The sequence below is a fragment of the Bacillus sp. RE35 genome, assembly GCF_052146655.1.
GTDB lineage: Bacteria > Bacillota > Bacilli > Bacillales > Bacillaceae_G > Bacillus_A > Bacillus_A cereus.
This window is the reverse complement of the sequence record NZ_CP197377.1, coordinates 1,332,775-1,347,275: the sequence shown is the minus strand read 5'-3', so window position 1 is coordinate 1,347,275 and position 14,501 is coordinate 1,332,775. Positions and strand designations below refer to the sequence as shown.

The following is a 14,501-nucleotide window of genomic DNA, read 5'->3' as shown; positions in this document are numbered from 1 at the left end:
TTATTGGCTTCATATGTTATAGGCGCGTATTTCTTTTCTAATCTTTGATTAAATTGTATGATAGTAAGAGTTTGTTTTTTTATACAGAAAGGGGATTTTATGAAAGAAACTACTTCATTCTCACAAAATTTAAAGCAATTTGTATTACTATTTTTTCCGATTTTCGTAACACAAATGTCATTATTTGCGATGAGTTTTTTTGATACAACGATGTCAGGACATGCAAGTCCAACTGATTTAGCAGGTGTTGCAATTGGAACAAGTATATGGATTCCAGTTAGTACGGGGTTAACAGGAATTTTAATGGCTACTACTCCCATTGTTGCACAGCTCGTTGGATCCAAGAAAAAAGAGGACGTTCCCCACGTTGTCATACAAGCTGTTTATTTAGCAATTTGTGCTAGCTTCGTTGTTATCCTCATCGGTTTTTTCGTCGTTTCACCTATTTTAAATGGCATGCGCTTAGAAGAACCTGTGGAACGTATTGCAGCGCAATTTTTAAGTATTATCGCAATAGGAATTATACCTTTATTCACTTACACTGTTTTACGTGGATTTATTGATGCATTAGGAAAAACTCGAACAACGATGATTATTACATTATTATCATTACCAATTAACGTAATATTAAATTACCTATTAATTTTTGGTAACTTCGGTTTCCCAAAGCTTGGTGGTGTCGGAGCAGCAATTGCTTCCACTGCAACATATTGGTGCATTTTAATTATTACAGTCATTATTATTCAGACGAAAGAGCCTTTTGCCTCTTTCAACATTTTCAAACAATTATACCGACCTTCTCTTTCGAGTTGGAAAGCATTCTTAAAACTTGGCGTCCCTATCGGATTTGCTATCTTTTTTGAAACGAGTATTTTCGCTGCGGTAACGCTCATGATGAGTAATTTTAGTACGACAACTATTGCAGCTCACCAAGCAGCTATGAACTTTGCTTCCTTGTTATATATGACTCCGCTAAGTTTAGCAATGGCAATGACTATTGCGGTCGGATTCGAAGTTGGAGCAAAACGTTACGATAATGCAAAACAATACGGATTGATTGGAATTGGATTAGCCCTTGCCTTTGCTTTATTATATTCGATTCTTCTCTACTTCTTTGATGATCAAATTGCTTCTATTTATACGACAGATGCAAAAGTTCATCATTTAGCAAAAGAATTTCTTATCTTTGCAATTTTATTTCAAATTTCAGATGCAATTGCAACCCCTGTACAAGGAGCTTTGCGTGGTTATAAAGATGTAAATGTTGCTCTAATTATGACTTTAATTGCTTATTGGATAATAGGTCTACCACTAGGTTACATATTAGCGACGTATACAGAATGGGCCGCGAAAGGCTATTGGATCGGTCTTATTATCGGTCTAGCATTTGGCGCTGTCTTCCTACTTATCCGTCTCTTTCAAGTACAACGAAAATATACAACACAAAACAGCCGCTAATAATAAAGCGGCTGTTTTCTTTATGCATATTTTTTCTTGTAACGTATAATATAATGAAAAAGAAAGGTGGGTACATATGGACGACAAAGAAAAAAAGCAATCATTCGATGAAGAATTTGCCCCTGAAATTTCACCTGGATATCGGCAAGATGTACATAAGCCACCTAAATATAAAAACACTTCGTTTTTAATGGGCATTACCATTTTCGCTGCTGTATTACTCATACTTATCATTTTCGTTTATTTTTGATGAAAGGTGGCCTATTATATGAAGAAACAAGATTCCAATCGTTCAAAAAGAACTGTTAAAACACAAAAAGGATATGCAGGAGATTCTGTTCATACTCTTAAACAAGTCGAGCAAGGGAATTTATATATTGCTCAAAAAGAACTTGGTCAACAAAATGAAAATCTTTAAAGGCCCTTTATTCCTTGAGGGCCTTTTTATTCCGCATTAAGTAATACACCCTCAAATGTTCTATTGGGCAATGAATTTCCTTTATTGTACGCGCTGCTTTTGTTCTAGCACCATAAAAATATTATTAACCTTTACAATTTTCACTTCATAATTCAATTTCATTTCGCTTCTCTTACCATTTTCAGTACCCGCAACGTACGCTACAGCTTGATAAAGAAAACTCTCATCGGTCTCTTCACGTATCTCCTCGCTTGTAAATTTATACTCTAAATCTCGAAAACGATTTGGATAATAATTTTCCATTAATTGTTCATACCCTCTATTTAAAAATATTTCTTCACCTTTTCGTTTCACATCTTCTTTATTATTAAACTCAAACACTGATAGTTGTTCAGTCACAAAATGCTCTCCTACCTTTTTCATTTCATTATGAGTTAAATTTTCTATACTTTTGTTCTTTAATTCCTTATTTAACTCGTACTGATCAATCGGTTTAAAGGTAGCAAAAACCTCCTCTTTATATGACCAAAACAATACAAAAGCGATACATAGAGAAATGATTAACAGTCTTTTTTTCGTAATACTCCCGCCCTTCTTCATAATAATAGATATATTTTAACATATAGAAAGAAAATTCTGATATCATAAAATAGAATAACTTAACTCAGAAACGAGGAACAATTATGGACTCTTACAAACATTATATAAAAGAAGCTTTGCCTAATCTTTCTATACATTCATATAAACAAAATGAAGAAGGATGGGATAATGTAGCAGTTATAGTAAATGATGAGCTACTGTTTCGTTTCCCGCGAAAACAGGAATATGCGATGCGAATTCCGTTAGAAAAAGAACTATGCGCAATTCTCTCTTGTTCACTACATGAAATTAAAGTTCCAAAGTATCACCTATTCTATAAAAAGGAGACTGATGCTATTCCGCTTTGTAGTTACTATACTCTCATTCATGGTGAACCTTTAAAAACAGAAATAGTTACTACACTAGAAAAACAAGAACGAAAAGCACTTATTACACAATTAGCAACTTTCCTTGCTGCTCTACATAGTATTCCTCTAAAAAGTGTTACAGCGTTAGGATTCCCTATTGAAAAAACACTTACCTACTGGAAAGAGCTACAAACTAAATTAAATCAGTATGTTACTAACAATCTTACTTCGTTCCAGAAATCAGCCTTAAATCGTTTATTCGAGAATTTCTTTGCCTGTCTAACTACATCTAAATTTCAAAATACAATCATTCACGCTGATTTTACACATCATCACATTTTATTTAACAAGCAGAACAAACGCATTTCAGGTGTTATCGATTTTGGTGATGCGCAAATTGGCGATCCTGCTTTTGATTTTGCAGGACTATATTATGATTTCGGAAATGAGTTTACTACATCTGTATATGAACAGTACAGTACACTTATTTCTCATCATGATCCATTACTCATTCATCGTATTACTACCTTTTATCAATACAGTCCTTTACTACATAATATTATTTATAACTTTGAGTCAGAGAATGAACTCGAATTCATTACAGGCACAGAACAGCTAAAAACGATATTACAGGGATGAGATTACATTCTCTCCCTATATACTCTCTCCTCATACATCATTAACTTTTTATCCATTTCAACAATAACTTTATACAATTGAAACGCCTGTAAAATTTGCAGTTGAATTTCAAAAGGAGCATTTTGTTCTTTTAACCATTGAAATACTTTTGTTTCATCTTTCATTGATTATTCCTCCCTTTATTCTGCTATTTGTGGGTAGCCCGATTAATGAGGGCTGATAATCAGTGGGTGATTGACAAAACCCCCACTGATTAAAGTTTCACTTTATTAAAATCTGCTACAAATATACCGTAAATGATGAAAAGCTTTTCATGTCAATAACAAAAAAGGATGCAAAGTTGCATCCTTTAATGAACTATATTTTTCTTCTGTTTCGCTTCTGTCTTTACTTCTTCCCCTTGGCATTCACTACGAAACGCACAACTTATACACTCAGAACGAAAATGACGCTCTGTATAATGCTCAGGTTGCTCTAACATTTCTTTCATTCTAGATAAATCAGCCATTCCAGTTATAATATCTTCCTGTTTCGGAATGTACTCATACTTAGTTCCTTCTATTAAATTAATAACTTCAATTTTTCCTGGAAGAACTCCGAAAGCTTTATAACTGAATACTGTCATTAGCTTCTGACAAAGAGCAAGCATTTCCTCATCTGCATCGACAACATACTTTTTAATTACAAACGACTCAGCACTCCACTCACCAACTTCAAATGTCAATGACATGTGGACACCTAACTCTTCCATATATGTTTGAAACTTCTCGTATAAAAACAATGGTGGTGTCTGACTATCATCCTTTTCAACGAACTGTAATAAGTGATCCGTTAGCTTCGCTAATACAATATAGTACTCCGTCTTCGAAGCAAACATATTAATCCTTACTTTTTTCCAATACTTTTCTATTAATATTAAAAGTACAATTTTCGTTTGTTGACCCGCAGGTAGCGTGTAATACTCGTTAATAATTTGATTGACAATCATTTGTGCTATTTGTTGCCATTCAAATGAAGAAGGTTCTCTTCTTTTTATGTGACGAAAATAAAATTTATGCGGACAACGCATAAAATCATACAAATGATAATCTGTCATCGTTTTGATTGAGATTTTCTCATGCACTTGCTCTTCATCTCCCTTCTGCCATTAAGAAAGGTGTTTTACAAATTCAGCTCCAAACTGTAAACATTTTTCTACATCTTCATCTTCTGGCGTTAATTCTACTTTTAGTCCTTCTAACACAACTGCTGCCCCGCGCTCTTGTAGCTTTTCTATTAAAATGTCAACTGCCACTCCGTATTTCGGATAAGCCGAATCACATGATCCGAATACTGCCGCTTTTTTCCCAGTTAAATCAATAGAATCCATTGCATCATAAAAATCTAAGAAATCATCAGGAAGATCGCCATCTCCCCAAGTGTATGCACCTAAAATAATTCCATCATACTGTTCTAATATAGAAGCTTCTGGTGAATCCATAATATCAATAACTTCAATTTCATTTTCTGTTTCACGAATTACGCCGGCAATATGGTCAGCCATTTCCTCTGTATTTCCACTCATACTTGCAAAAATCATTACTAACTTACTCAACTGAACCTCTCCCTTTACTTTGTATCTCTTTTTCTGTTTGAATGCTCTTCTTCTCATCTACATATTCAGACCGAATTACATTTCTTTGCCATTCCATATGCTGATCAACATCTTTATTTTTATCTTTTAATCCCCTCCGCAGAAGGTGAAAATTCTTTCTCATTAACATGTCGCATCCATCCTATTGATAATAATTATCAATTCCAACTATATTTAGATTAATTGACATTGATTATCAATGTCAATAACTATTTTTAAAAAAATGATTAAAATGTACAAGCTTGTCCGTTAGCTATTCATATACTATGAATGAGCATAGTTCTTTCTCAGCCCTCTCTGACGGAAAGAAATAAAAGCAACTGCAATAGAGTGCAGTTGCCTTTTTTTGTTTTTCTATGATTTTAGTAATCTTATAGTCGTCTCTAAAAATAGCTCCACTCCACAAATTAATGCTGATTCATCCAAGTCAAATTTCGGATGATGATGTGGATAACAAGTATATATATTTTCATTACCTGTTCCTAATTTAATGAAACAACCAGGTGCTTTTCTTAAATATGCTGAAAAATCTTCTCCACCCATAGAAGGTTCAAGCTTCACAACACGCTCATTCCCAAACAAATGTAGTGCACTTTCTTCTACTATTTTCGTAATATATTCATCATTAATAACCGGATCATATCCATATCGATACGTATATGTATACGATCCTCCATGTGCTTCTGTAATTCCTTTCACAATTTTCTCGATTTTCCCTTCTGCTTCCACCCTCAATGCTTGATTAAATGAACGAACAGTTCCCATTAAAGTTGCTGTACTAGGAATAATATTGTCAGCCGTTCCCCCATGAAATTGTGTAACTGAAACAACCCTTTGCATAAAAGCACTTGTATTTCTTGATACGATATGTTGTAGATTTGTAATAATCTGTGCTCCGATAGCAATAGGATCTATCGTTTCTTCTGGTCGCGCCGCATGTCCTCCTTTGCCTTGAATCTCAACTGTAAATACGTCTGGAGCTGCCATCATCGGTCCATATGCAATTCCTATCTTTCCACTCTCAAGTCCTGACATAACATGTAAACCTATTACATAATCAACACCGTCCATTACACCTGCCTCAACCATTTCTTGTCCCCCGCCTGGATACACCTCTTCTGCGTGCTGAAAGAATAGACGAATCTCACCTGCAAAATCTTCCTTTATATTTGATAACACCTCTGCTGTGCTTAATAAAATAGCTGCGTGAGCATCGTGCCCACATGCATGCATCATTCCTTTATTCACAGATGTATAAGATTTACTTGTCTCCTCTTGAATTGGCAAAGCGTCTATATCAGCTCGAATCGCAATTACTTTCCCTTGCTTCACACCTCTTTTAATTGCTAGTACACTATATTTCGTCGGTCTCGTTACTTCAAAAGAAGAAAATGAGCATAATGTATCATATATAAATTGCGAAGTTTCTTTTTCATGAAATGATAATTCCGGATACTTATGGAAATGCCTTCTCCATTTCACGATATTTTCTTCCGAAATTAGATTCTTCCACACTCTATTCATGATAATTTCCTCCTTTTCAAAAGAACTAGAAATTTAAAAGTTTACTCCGTCTTAAATGATTAATAAAAACAAACACTGTATTTTTACGTATTCTTATAGTCCACTTTTATGTATTCACACAATCCACTTTCTATTTACATGTCAAACCCATTACAAATTCATGCTGAATGTAATATAATTGCTAAGTTAGGGATTTTCTTTTTTAGTATTTAGTGCTAATATCAGAAAAGAGCCTTTTGACTTATTTTTACCTAAAATGTGGGATTTTGTTTTTTTCACAATAATGTAGGACATGATACCTACAAAGAGCTATTATTTCATTAAGAGAGGGAAAGACATGGAAAGATTAAAAGAGATATGGTCTCGACCACTCACACAATGGGTTGCAAAGACGGTTTATTATCTTGCAATTTTATTTGCATTACTTTGGTTGTATGGATTCCATGATACAAACACAAGTACATTTATTTACAATGAATTCTAGGGTGGGAACGTTATGAAGTTATTAGAACAAATTGAAAAGTGGGCTGCAGAAACGCCTGATCAAACCGCTTTTGTTTGGCGAGATGCGAAAATTACGTACAAACAATTAAAGGAAGATTCTGATGCGTTAGCACATTGGATTTCTTCTGAGTATCCAGACGATCGTTCACCAATTATGGTGTATGGCCATATGCAACCTGAAATGATTATTAACTTTTTAGGATGTGTAAAAGCTGGACATGCTTACATTCCTGTAGATTTATCTATCCCAGCTGATCGTGTACAACGTATTGCTGAAAATTCTGGTGCGAAATTACTTTTATCGGCAACAGCAGTAACTGTAACTGATTTACCAGTTCGCATCGTAAGTGAAGACAACTTAAAAGATATTTTCTTTACTCATAAAGGGAACACTCCAAATCCTGAACATGCGGTAAAAGGTGATGAGAATTTCTACATTATTTACACATCAGGAAGCACAGGTAATCCGAAAGGGGTTCAGATTACTTATAACTGCCTTGTTAGCTTTACAAAATGGGCTGTAGAAGATTTCAACTTACAAACAGGGCAAGTATTCTTAAACCAAGCACCTTTCTCATTCGATTTATCTGTAATGGATATTTACCCATCATTAGTAACAGGTGGTACACTTTGGGCAATCGATAAAGATATGATTGCGCGTCCAAAAGACTTGTTTGCTTCTTTAGAGCAATCGGATATTCAAGTATGGACTTCCACACCTTCTTTCGCTGAAATGTGTTTAATGGAAGCATCTTTCTCTGAGAGTATGCTACCGAACATGAAAACATTCTTATTCTGCGGCGAAGTGTTACCAAATGAAGTGGCTAGAAAATTAATTGAACGTTTCCCTAAAGCAACAATTATGAATACGTATGGTCCAACAGAAGCTACTGTCGCTGTAACAGGTATTCACGTTACAGAAGAAGTGCTTGATCAATACAAATCACTTCCAGTTGGCTATTGTAAATCAGACTGTCGCCTTCTTATTATGAAAGAAGATGGCACGATCGCACCTGATGGTGAAAAAGGTGAAATCGTAATTGTCGGTCCAAGCGTAAGCGTTGGATATTTAGGAAGCCCTGAATTAACAGAAAAAGCATTTACTATGATTGACGGTGAGCGCGCCTATAAAACAGGCGATGCTGGCTATGTTAAAAATGGTCTTCTATTCTATAATGGTCGTCTTGATTTCCAAATTAAGCTGCATGGTTATCGAATGGAATTAGAAGAAATTGAGCATCACCTTCGTGCGTGTTCTTACGTAGAAGGAGCAGTTATCGTTCCAATTAAAAAAGGTGAGAAATACGATTATTTATTAGCGGTTGTTGTTCCTGGAGAACATTCATTTGAAAAAGAATTCAAATTAACATCTGCAATCAAAAAAGAACTCAATGAGCGATTACCAAACTACATGATTCCACGTAAATTCATGTATCAATCTTCTATTCCAATGACACCAAATGGAAAGGTAGATCGCAAAAAATTATTGAGTGAGGTTACAGCATGACCGCATATGGATCATTTTATTTTTTCGCTATAGTGGGCATTTTATTAATACCTACTATCATAGCTGGATTAAAAGGTAAAATGTTGCGCAAATATAATGCCGTTTTAACATTAGTCATGATTGCTATTATCTTCTCAGATAAACCAAAGCAAGCAATGATGCTAGCTGCATTTATTATTTGGCAATATGTCCTTATTAAAGGCTATTTAATTTTAAGAAAACAAAATAATAGTACATTCACATTTTGCATAGCTGTTATTTTATCGATTTTGCCTCTTATTTTGGCAAAAATCGCGCCGTTTGCATCGTTTTTACCTGAGTTAAAACTTGTTGTTTTCCTAGGTATATCTTACGTAACATTCAGAGCAGTTCAAATGGTATTTGAAGTTCGTGATGGTTTAATTAAAGAGCTTTCTTTCTTTAACTTCTGGGAATTCGTTTTATTCTTCCCTGCGATTTCAACAGGACCTATCGATCGTTACCGAAGATTCCAAAAAGATATTCAAAAGCCACCTAGCGCTGAAGAATATCAAAATTTACTATATACAGGACTAAATCGTATTTTCCAAGGTTTCTTGTATAAATTTATTATTGCTTACTTAATAAAGCAATATTGTATGGATCCAGCATTCGCTCAACACGATACAATATTTTCAAATATGATTTACATGTATAGCTATAGCTTATATCTATTCTTTGATTTTGCTGGTTATAGCTCTTTTGTAATTGGTGTAAGTTATATGATGGGAATTAAAACGCCAGAAAACTTCAATAAGCCATTCCTTAGTCGTAATATTAAAGACTTCTGGAACCGCTGGCACATGAGTTTATCATTCTGGTTCCGTGATTTTATTTACATGCGTTTCGTCTTTTTTGCAACGAAGAAAAAGTTAATTAAGAACCGTTACACTATTTCGTATATCGGTGCATTTTTAAACTTCTTCATTATGGGAATTTGGCACATCCAAGGAAGCGCTGTTGCGCAGTATGTTATTTATGGTCTATACCATGCCGCACTGTTTATTTTATTCGATATTTTTGAACGAAAAAACAAGAAGCATAAGTTTTGGCCAAACAATAAATTTACACACATCCTTGCGATTGTAATTACGTTCCACGTTGTATGTTTCGGTTTCCTAATCTTCTCTGGACACCTTAACAGATACTTTTAATGCACCCTTCTTATTCCATTAAGAAGTTGCACATATAATATATTTCGGATATAAAGGAGATTTTAAAAATGGCAGAATTCAAAGAGCAAGTATTAGATATTTTAGAAGAAGTATGTGAAAACGATATTGTGAAAGAAAACTTAGATGTTCAATTATTTGAAGAAGGTATCCTTGATTCTTTCGCTGTAGTATCTTTATTAGTTGAATTCCAAGAGCGTTTAGATATTGAAGTTTCTATTTCTGATTTTGACCGTGACGAGTGGGCTACACCAAACATGGTTATTAAAAAGTTGGAAGAAATCCGATGAACAAAGCAAAATTTGGTCCGATGCTTTTAGCATTGGCCCTTTTTGCTGTATTCTTACTTATTCCAACGCGCTTCCTACTTCCACTTTTAAGTGATGAAAAAGTAGAACAAGCTGCTACTTCTTTAAAAGAAGAAAAAATTCAAAGTATGATTTTACAGCAAAAGATGTTAGCAGATCCAAAATATCTTCCGATGTACGGTTCATCGGAATTCGCACGTATGGATGCTTTCCATCCATCTAATTATTTTAAAGTAAAGCCTGAAGGATTTACGCCATTCCTTCTTGGACGCGGCGGAACACAAGACCTTGTACATGTATTAAACTTCGCATCTACAATGGATCAATTGAAAGATAAGAAAATGGTATTCGTTCTTTCTCCGCAATGGTTTGTACCACAAGGTATTGACGAAACGCACTTTGCACCTAACTTTTCAAAACAACAAGGTTACCACTTCATTTTCAACAATGATTTAAAACCTGAAATGAAAAAACAAATTGCAAAGCGTTTATTAAACTTTGAGATTGTAAAAAAAGAAACTTTATTAAAAATTTCGCTTGAAGGTATCGCTTATGATGATACGAAGTATAAAGTAAAAGCACTTGCTGCTAAACCTTTCGCTTATATTTACCGTAACATTTTAGATCGTAAAGATTTATTTACAGCTATGTTTAATATTAAACCGCACAAAGAGAAGCTCGATCCTTCATTAAAACAAATGAACTGGGAAGAGGCTCGTAAACATGCGGATCAAATAGGTGCAGCAGAATCTGGATCTAATGAATATGGTATCGAAGATGGTTACTTCAATAGCAAAATTAAGAAAAAATTAAAGCAACGTGAAGGTTACTTAAAAAATGATGCTTATGACCAATCGCCAGAATATGAAGATTTACAAATTGTACTTGATTTATTAAAACAATCTGGTGCAAAACCACTCTTCATTTCTGTTCCTGTCAAAGGTCCTTGGTACGACTACGCTGGCTTCCCGAAAGAACGCCGCGAAGCATACTATAAGAAAGTTCATGAGCAAATTGAAAAAGCTGGTTATCCAATTGCCGACTTCTCAAATCATGAATACGATAAATACTTCTTAAAAGATCATATGCACTTAGGTTGGAAAGGCTGGGTTTACATCGACGAAGCCATCCAACAATTTTATAAAGCAAACTAACGAAAAGACCGCTTGAATTACTCAAGTGGTCTTTTTGTATATATTTTGTAATTGCTCGATTGCATTCGCCGCTTCTTTCATAACTCGCTCCACTACATGCTGAGCTGATTCGATTCGTGCCAATGATGCTGCCTGTCCTGCCCAAAGTGACATATATTCTTCCTTATTTTGCTTCGCTGCCTCTTGGCGTATTTTAGAAGTTAATACGTTTTGCACTGGATATACCGGAAGCCCTTCTTCTTTTCCTTCATGTCTTTCTATAAATTCATTCCGAATACCGCGTGCATATTTCCCGGAAAACGCACGAGTTACAGTTGTGCTCGTATCTGTACTATGTAAAACCGCTTCTTTATACACATCGTGCGTAATACTCTCTTCACTTGTTAAAAAGGCTGATCCCATTTGAACACCTTCTGCTCCTAGTGCCAATGCCGCAACAAGCCCTTGTCCGTTCATTACACCACCTGCTGCGACAATTGGGATATGCGGAATAACCCCTACTAACTGAGGTATTAACGCAAAAGTACCAATCATAGCATCTCGTTCTTTCCCAATAAACGTTCCTCTATGCCCTCCTGCTTCGCTACCTTGCCCAATAATAATATCTACTCCTAGTTCAGCAAGTACTTTCGCTTCCTTCACATGGGTAGCTGTTCCGATAACTTTTATTCCACTTCTTTTTAAATCATTTATTTCTTCTTTTTCTAACGTTTGAAATGCAAAGCTAACGACCGGTACTTTTTCATCTAATAGCACTTGTAATTGTTCCTTATAGCTTTTTGGAAGCTTTAACGTTCCTTCTACTTCTATACCTAATTCTCTATTCACTCCGCTTAGTAATACTTTCGCCTCATTTACCTTCTCTTCTTCTATTTCTATCTCTTTCGTTACAAGTAAATTAACACCGAAAGGCTTATCTGTTAGTTCTCTTATTCTATAAATCGCTTCACGAATTTGTTCTGGGCTCATATAGCCGGCTCCAAGCGTCCCTAATCCTCCACTATTACTTACTGCTGCAACAAGTTCTGGCGTCGTAATCGCGCCTGCCATACCAGCTTGAACAACGGGATACTCAATTTTTAATATGTCTGTTACTCGACTTGTAAACATCATTTCCCCTCCTATTTCCTTTATATCTTCTTTATTTGATAAGCTTTCCCCTGCTTTTGCAAGGGTTGAACTTCATATGAAGCGAATATATTGAAAGAGAAGGAGGCTGAGCTTAATGATTTATCCAAATGCATTAAAACAAGGTGATACAGTAATGATTATTGCACCATCTGGTCCACCTACAATCGAAAGTGTATTAAAAGGTGTGAATGTATTACAAGAGATGGGGTTATCCGTAATAATCGGGAAGAGTGTTTACGAGAAATATGGATTTTTAGCCGGAAGTGATCAAGTTCGGCTTGACGATATACATGAAGCATTTACAAATAATGAAGTGAAGGCAATTTTTTGTGCACGAGGTGGTTATGGAAGTGCTCGTCTTCTTCCTCACATTCAATATGAAGTTATTAGGCAAAATCCAAAAATCTTTTGGGGATATAGCGATATTACAGCTTTACATACTGCTGTTTCACGTTATGCAAAGCTTATAACATTTCATGGTCCGATGATTGAAGAACTAGGAAAAGGTATTGATTCCCTATCTTTATCCTCTTTTAATCAGCTATTCCATCCGTATTCAACCATTTTATCTGCATCAGAATGTATCGTACCTAGCTCTCACAGTACAGTTACAAGTACGTTAGTTGGAGGAAATTTAGCTGTGTTAACAAGTATAATTGGCTCGCCCTACGAGATAATTACGAACAATACACTTTTATTACTTGAAGACATTGGTGAAGAACCGTACCGCATTGACCGTATGTTAAATCAGCTACTTTTATCTGGAAAGTTTAATGAATGCAGGGGCGTTATTTTCACAAGTTGTCACGACTGCACTCCTTCAAAGCCCTCTCAATCATTGCAAACAATATTATATGAATATTTCGCGCCATATCATATACCTGTCCTATTCGATTTACCAATTGGACATATAAGTCCAAACATCGGTATTCCACTTGGAGCTACAGCGACAATAAACACGAATAATAAAACAGTCTCTATTTCTTCTGGTATAGCCACTTCATATTCAAATTAAAAAGTAAAAGGAAAAGCGATTACGCTTTTCCTTTTACTTATAATAATTAAAAATTCGTCCAGATGCGATATCTGCAATTTCTTCTGGAATAAATGTTTTACTTATATCAGTGCCAACATTTAATACAGCTGTAGCATCTTTCTCAATGCTACCAAATAACTCTTTCCCACGTATCGTAATAAGGGGCGTTCCTTCTGGCAACACATCTTTTACAAATTCCATTTGTGTAAAGAACGGAACGATCCATCTACCTTCTCCTTGGAAATGACGCAAACGAAGTATTCCTTCTGTTGCCCCGTCCTCTGCTTCTAGTGAACCAGCAACATAAAACTCAGTAGATAAGAGCAATTCATAAAATTCCTTTTGCTTCTGTTTATCATCCCCTGCTACAACAAGTACCTCTTCTAATTTCTTTACTGAAATTTGCTCCATATGATGCCACCCCTATTTTCAAAATGATTGTACTTAGATTATACGAAATATTCTTATTTTTTTCTACATAATTCGCAATTATTTTCTTGAAATAATTTTAACACTTCTTTTGTCGTCACAATCGTAGCAAACTCTTCATGTAAATTTACAAGTGTCATATTGTGAATATCCTCTGCACTATACTCCTTACCATCTAAACCTTTACGGTTAAACGTAGCCGTTGCATCACTCACTAAATATGTTGTAAATCCTAAATTCCCTGCCATTCGTGTCGTAGTTTCCACGCAATGATTTGTCGTTAATCCTACAACCACTGCTGCATTACATTTGTTCTTTCTTAATTGCTCTTCTAAATTTGTCCCAATGAACGCGCTGTTAACGAATTTCTGAATAACCACTTCATCAAGTAGTGGTTGCACTTCTTCTTTAAAGTTTACCGTTTCCGCTCTCTCATAAAACATTGACTGAGCATTTTCTTTATTTACATGTTGAATATGAAAAACTGGTCGTTCCCTTTTTCTCCATTCTTCTAACAAAATTCTCATGTTTTCTTCAGCAAAAATATTATTTCTCTCGCCCCAATCTGGTAATTGAAATGCCTTTTGTACATCGATTATGATAAGTGCTATTTGATTTGTCAT

General features: G+C 35.1%; 19 protein-coding genes. 10 read left to right on the top strand and 9 right to left on the bottom strand.

Annotation, left to right across the window (positions count from 1 at the left end; all coding sequences use genetic code 11):
- Nucleotides 1-99: 99 nt before the first annotated feature.
- From ACTL4X_RS07070 to ACTL4X_RS07060, 3 genes are all read left to right on the top strand, one after another.
- Nucleotides 100-1,458: an MATE family efflux transporter gene (locus ACTL4X_RS07070; protein WP_000665561.1), complete on the top strand. Its 1,359-nt coding sequence runs from the start codon at nucleotides 100-102 to the stop codon at nucleotides 1,456-1,458.
- Nucleotides 1,459-1,534: 76 nt separating this feature from the next.
- Nucleotides 1,535-1,708, top strand: a complete 174-nt coding sequence (locus ACTL4X_RS07065; protein ID WP_000341062.1) for a hypothetical protein — start codon at nucleotides 1,535-1,537, stop codon at nucleotides 1,706-1,708.
- A gap of 18 nt (nucleotides 1,709-1,726) precedes the next feature.
- Nucleotides 1,727-1,876, top strand: coding sequence for a hypothetical protein (locus ACTL4X_RS07060; protein WP_000743742.1), 150 nt, complete (start codon nucleotides 1,727-1,729; stop codon nucleotides 1,874-1,876).
- An 81-nt stretch (nucleotides 1,877-1,957) separates the two neighbouring features.
- On the opposite strand, the gene ACTL4X_RS07055 is transcribed toward ACTL4X_RS07060, so the two are convergent.
- Nucleotides 1,958-2,476 (bottom strand): hypothetical protein, encoded by a 519-nt coding sequence (locus ACTL4X_RS07055; RefSeq protein ID WP_000715252.1) that lies wholly within the window; start codon nucleotides 2,474-2,476, stop codon nucleotides 1,958-1,960.
- Between the two features lie 83 nt (nucleotides 2,477-2,559).
- Here ACTL4X_RS07055 and ACTL4X_RS07050 point away from each other — a divergent pair, with 83 nt between their 5' ends.
- Nucleotides 2,560-3,462: an aminoglycoside phosphotransferase family protein gene (locus ACTL4X_RS07050; protein WP_000378978.1), complete on the top strand. Its 903-nt coding sequence runs from the start codon at nucleotides 2,560-2,562 to the stop codon at nucleotides 3,460-3,462.
- Between the two features lie 2 nt (nucleotides 3,463-3,464).
- On the opposite strand, the gene ACTL4X_RS07045 is transcribed toward ACTL4X_RS07050, so the two are convergent.
- From ACTL4X_RS07045 to amaA, 5 genes are all read right to left on the bottom strand, one after another.
- Nucleotides 3,465-3,626 carry a hypothetical protein gene (locus tag ACTL4X_RS07045; RefSeq protein ID WP_000651086.1) on the bottom strand — a complete coding sequence of 54 codons (162 nt, stop codon included), beginning with the start codon at nucleotides 3,624-3,626 and terminating at the stop codon, nucleotides 3,465-3,467.
- A gap of 185 nt (nucleotides 3,627-3,811) precedes the next feature.
- Entirely contained in the window at nucleotides 3,812-4,585 is a 774-nt protein-coding gene (locus ACTL4X_RS07040; protein ID WP_000544574.1) for a hypothetical protein, read from the bottom strand.
- Between the two features lie 24 nt (nucleotides 4,586-4,609).
- The gene (locus ACTL4X_RS07035) at nucleotides 4,610-5,056 is read right to left on the bottom strand and encodes a flavodoxin (protein WP_000041153.1); all 447 of its coding nucleotides are present in this window, start codon (nucleotides 5,054-5,056) and stop codon (nucleotides 4,610-4,612) included.
- Complete coding sequence (locus ACTL4X_RS07030) at nucleotides 5,049-5,225, bottom strand: hypothetical protein (RefSeq protein ID WP_000929023.1); 177 nt, start codon at nucleotides 5,223-5,225, stop codon at nucleotides 5,049-5,051. Before ACTL4X_RS07030 ends, ACTL4X_RS07035 begins: the two co-directional genes overlap by 8 nt.
- Before the next feature lie 224 nt (nucleotides 5,226-5,449).
- Nucleotides 5,450-6,619 (bottom strand): N-acyl-aliphatic-L-amino acid amidohydrolase, encoded by a 1,170-nt coding sequence (gene amaA, locus ACTL4X_RS07025; RefSeq protein WP_001082783.1) that lies wholly within the window; start codon nucleotides 6,617-6,619, stop codon nucleotides 5,450-5,452.
- A gap of 337 nt (nucleotides 6,620-6,956) precedes the next feature.
- Here amaA and ACTL4X_RS07020 point away from each other — a divergent pair, with 337 nt between their 5' ends.
- From ACTL4X_RS07020 to dltD, 5 genes are all read left to right on the top strand, one after another.
- Nucleotides 6,957-7,103: a teichoic acid D-Ala incorporation-associated protein DltX gene (locus ACTL4X_RS07020; RefSeq protein WP_000440293.1), complete on the top strand. Its 147-nt coding sequence runs from the start codon at nucleotides 6,957-6,959 to the stop codon at nucleotides 7,101-7,103.
- Nucleotides 7,104-7,115: 12 nt separating this feature from the next.
- Nucleotides 7,116-8,630: a D-alanine--poly(phosphoribitol) ligase subunit DltA gene (gene dltA, locus ACTL4X_RS07015; RefSeq protein ID WP_000770506.1), complete on the top strand. Its 1,515-nt coding sequence runs from the start codon at nucleotides 7,116-7,118 to the stop codon at nucleotides 8,628-8,630.
- Nucleotides 8,627-9,802, top strand: a complete 1,176-nt coding sequence (gene dltB / locus ACTL4X_RS07010; protein ID WP_000127933.1) for a D-alanyl-lipoteichoic acid biosynthesis protein DltB — start codon at nucleotides 8,627-8,629, stop codon at nucleotides 9,800-9,802. Before dltA ends, dltB begins: the two co-directional genes overlap by 4 nt.
- Before the next feature lie 68 nt (nucleotides 9,803-9,870).
- Nucleotides 9,871-10,110, top strand: coding sequence for a D-alanine--poly(phosphoribitol) ligase subunit DltC (gene dltC / locus ACTL4X_RS07005; RefSeq protein WP_000807310.1), 240 nt, complete (start codon nucleotides 9,871-9,873; stop codon nucleotides 10,108-10,110).
- On the top strand, nucleotides 10,107-11,282 hold the full coding sequence (gene dltD / locus ACTL4X_RS07000) for a D-alanyl-lipoteichoic acid biosynthesis protein DltD (RefSeq protein WP_001030267.1): 1,176 nt from the start codon (nucleotides 10,107-10,109) through the stop codon (nucleotides 11,280-11,282). The genes dltC and dltD overlap by 4 nt, the downstream gene beginning before the upstream one ends.
- A gap of 21 nt (nucleotides 11,283-11,303) precedes the next feature.
- Here the strand turns inward: dltD and ACTL4X_RS06995 are convergent, their stop codons facing one another.
- Nucleotides 11,304-12,392, bottom strand: coding sequence for an NAD(P)H-dependent flavin oxidoreductase (locus ACTL4X_RS06995; RefSeq protein WP_000495279.1), 1,089 nt, complete (start codon nucleotides 12,390-12,392; stop codon nucleotides 11,304-11,306).
- Nucleotides 12,393-12,507: 115 nt separating this feature from the next.
- On the opposite strand from ACTL4X_RS06995, the gene ACTL4X_RS06990 reads away from it, so the two are divergent.
- On the top strand, nucleotides 12,508-13,428 hold the full coding sequence (locus ACTL4X_RS06990) for a S66 peptidase family protein (protein WP_000640079.1): 921 nt from the start codon (nucleotides 12,508-12,510) through the stop codon (nucleotides 13,426-13,428).
- Nucleotides 13,429-13,461: 33 nt separating this feature from the next.
- Here the strand turns inward: ACTL4X_RS06990 and ACTL4X_RS06985 are convergent, their stop codons facing one another.
- Nucleotides 13,462-13,860: an SseB family protein gene (locus tag ACTL4X_RS06985; protein ID WP_000435265.1), complete on the bottom strand. Its 399-nt coding sequence runs from the start codon at nucleotides 13,858-13,860 to the stop codon at nucleotides 13,462-13,464.
- A gap of 53 nt (nucleotides 13,861-13,913) precedes the next feature.
- Nucleotides 13,914-14,501 (bottom strand): cysteine hydrolase family protein, encoded by a 588-nt coding sequence (locus ACTL4X_RS06980; RefSeq protein ID WP_000184426.1) that lies wholly within the window; start codon nucleotides 14,499-14,501, stop codon nucleotides 13,914-13,916.